The organism is Actibacterium sp. (genome assembly GCF_041584535.1).
Taxonomy (GTDB): Bacteria; Pseudomonadota; Alphaproteobacteria; order Rhodobacterales; family Rhodobacteraceae; genus Actibacterium_D.
This window is the reverse complement of record NZ_JBFHDW010000339.1, coordinates 1-2,509: the sequence shown is the minus strand read 5'-3', so window position 1 is coordinate 2,509 and position 2,509 is coordinate 1. Positions and strand designations below refer to the sequence as shown.

Below are 2,509 nucleotides of genomic sequence, written 5' to 3'. Positions count from 1 at the left end.
GGTCTGGAAGACGTGGACGATCTGTTGGCCGATATCACCGCCGCCCTGAATGTGATCTAAACCCCGCTTTGGCGCGTATTCGACATGAACCTTGGTAAATACGCGCCAAAGACTTACATTAAGGGCCGAACTGCGCCCGAGGGGGAAGCAAGATGAACATTCATGACCGAAGCCCCAAGCGAGACGAGGCAGAACAGGCCTTGGCCGTTCTGAAACGCTGGGCGGATGCCGCAAGCGATGCTGACATCGCGGCTTTGGCCCCGGCGATCAATCACATCCTGCCCGGCGGGGCTGGCGACAATGGTGCGCCGCTTAGCTCGGATTACCCCACCGATTTCACCGTGGATGCCGCCTATAAGGCGACGCTGCCCGACCTGCAAAATGGCCCGGCCAGCCTGATCAAGGGCGCCCAGCGGCCGATCCAGCATGTGGGGATTTCGAATTTCCGCCTGCCGATCCGGTTTCACACCCGCGACGATGGCGATCTGACGCTTGAGACCTCGGTCACCGGCACCGTCAGCCTTGAGGCCGACCGCAAGGGCATCAACATGTCGCGGATCATGCGCAGCTTTTACAAGCATTCTGAACGCTCGTTCAGTTTCGAGGTGATCTCGGCCGCGCTTGAGGATTACAAACGCGATCTGGACAGTCTGGATGCGCGCATCCTGATGCGGTTCTCGTTCCCGGTGATGCGCAAATCGCTGCGCTCGGGGCTGGAAGGGTTCCAATATTACGACATCGCGCTGGAGCTGGTCGAACAAGAGGGCACGATCCGCAAGATCATGCATCTGGACTATGTCTATTCCTCGACCTGTCCCTGTTCGCTGGAGCTGGCGGAACATGCCCGCCGCACCCGTGGCCAACTGGCGACGCCGCATGCGCAACGCTCGGTCGCGCGGTTGTCGGTGGTGCTGAAGGACGGCGCGGGGTGCCTGTGGTTCGAAGACCTGATCGACCTCTGCCGCGAGGCGGTGCCGACCGAAACCCAGGTGATGGTCAAACGCGAGGACGAACAGGCCTTTGCCGAACTGAACGCCGCCCACCCGATCTTCGTCGAAGACGCGGTGCGGCTGTTCTGCGAGCAATTGCGGGCCGACGACCGGATCGGCGATTTCCGCGTGGTCGCCAGCCATCAGGAAAGCCTGCACAGCCATGACGCCGTCAGCGTTCTGGCCGAGGGCGACACCTTTGGCACCCACAGCCTTGATCCGCTGCTGTTCGCGTCGCTGATCCACCGCGGCTGACGCTCTTGACAGCTCGCCTGCAGATCGCCAAGCCTGCGGCCATGATTGACCTGCGTCCGATCGGATATGTCGTCGGCTTGCTTGTGGCCGTTCTGGGGGCGACCATGCTGGTGCCTTTGGGGCTGGACCTGTGGCACCAAAACGGCGAATGGCCGGTTTTCATGGAATCCGCGATGCTGACCGTGATGATCGGCGGCGTGATCGCGGTGGCCTGTTCGTCGGGCCTGCAATCCGGCCTGACCCTGCAACAGACCTTTCTTTTGACCACCGGCGTCTGGCTGATCCTGCCGATTTTCGGGGCAATTCCCTTTGTTCTGGGCGCCACCGACGCGCGGCTGGTCGATGCGTTTTTCGAGGCCATGTCCGGCATGACCACCACCGGCTCGACCGTGTTCAGCGGGCTGGACAACCTGCCGCACGGGTTGCTGATGTGGCGCTCGATGCTGCAATGGTTCGGCGGGGTCGGGATCATCGTCGTGGCGATGGTGTTCCTGCCCGAACTCAAGGTCGGCGGCATGCAGATTTTCCGCTCCGAGGCGTTCGAGACCTCGGGCAAGGTGCTGCCCCGCGCCGCGCAGATCGCCGCGCGGATTTCGGTGATCTACCTGTTGCTGACGGTGGCCTGCTTCGTGATCTATATGCTGGTCGGCATGGGCTGGTTCGATGCGGTGAACCATGCGCTGACCACCATGTCCACCGGCGGGTTCTCTACCTATGACGCCTCGTTCGGCACGTTTCAGGGACCGGCGGAATACGTGGCCTCGGTGTTCATGATTTTGGCCAGCCTGCCGTTCGTGCGCTATGTGCAACTGATGGGCGGCTCCAGCGGCCCGTTGCGGCGCGACAGTCAGGTGCGGGCCTTCTTGTGGACCGTGCTGGCGCTGGTGGCGGCGCTGACCCTGTATCGGGTGCTGGCCAATGACGACCATATCGAGCACGCCTTCCGCGAGGCCACGTTCAACGTCACTTCGATCATGACCGGCACCGGCTTTGCCTCGGTCGATTACCAGCTTTGGGGCGCGTTCCCGGTGGTGCTGTTCTTTTTCCTCGGGCTGATCGGCGGCTGCGCCGGATCGACCTGTTGTTCGATCAAGGTGTTCCGGTTCCAGCTGCTGTTCGCCTCGATCAAGTCGCAACTGCGGCTGATCCACGCGCCGCATGCGGTGTTCACGCCACGCTATGACGGGCGGCCGGTGTCCGAGGACGTGCTGTCCTCGGTCATGGCATTCTTTGTGCTGTTCGTGGTGTCGCTGGGGGCGCTGTCG

2 protein-coding genes are annotated in these 2,509 nt (G+C 62.4%); both read left to right on the top strand.

The features are described from left to right. Positions 1 to 152 precede the first annotated feature (152 nt). Positions 153 to 1,244 carry a GTP cyclohydrolase FolE2 gene (gene folE2 / locus ABYW26_RS13300; protein WP_372605397.1) on the top strand — a complete coding sequence of 364 codons (1,092 nt, stop codon included), beginning with the start codon at positions 153 to 155 and terminating at the stop codon, positions 1,242 to 1,244. A gap of 41 nt (positions 1,245 to 1,285) precedes the next feature. Then, positions 1,286 to 2,509, top strand: a 1,224-nt coding sequence (locus ABYW26_RS13295; protein WP_372605398.1) for a TrkH family potassium uptake protein, incomplete at its 3' end; no start/stop codon positions are given.

Bases quoted from the DNA above. Each gene is read 5' to 3' on its own strand.
- folE2 (WP_372605397.1), top strand. From the start codon at position 153: ATGAACATTCATGACCGAAGCCCCAAGCGAGACGAGGCAGAACAGGCC.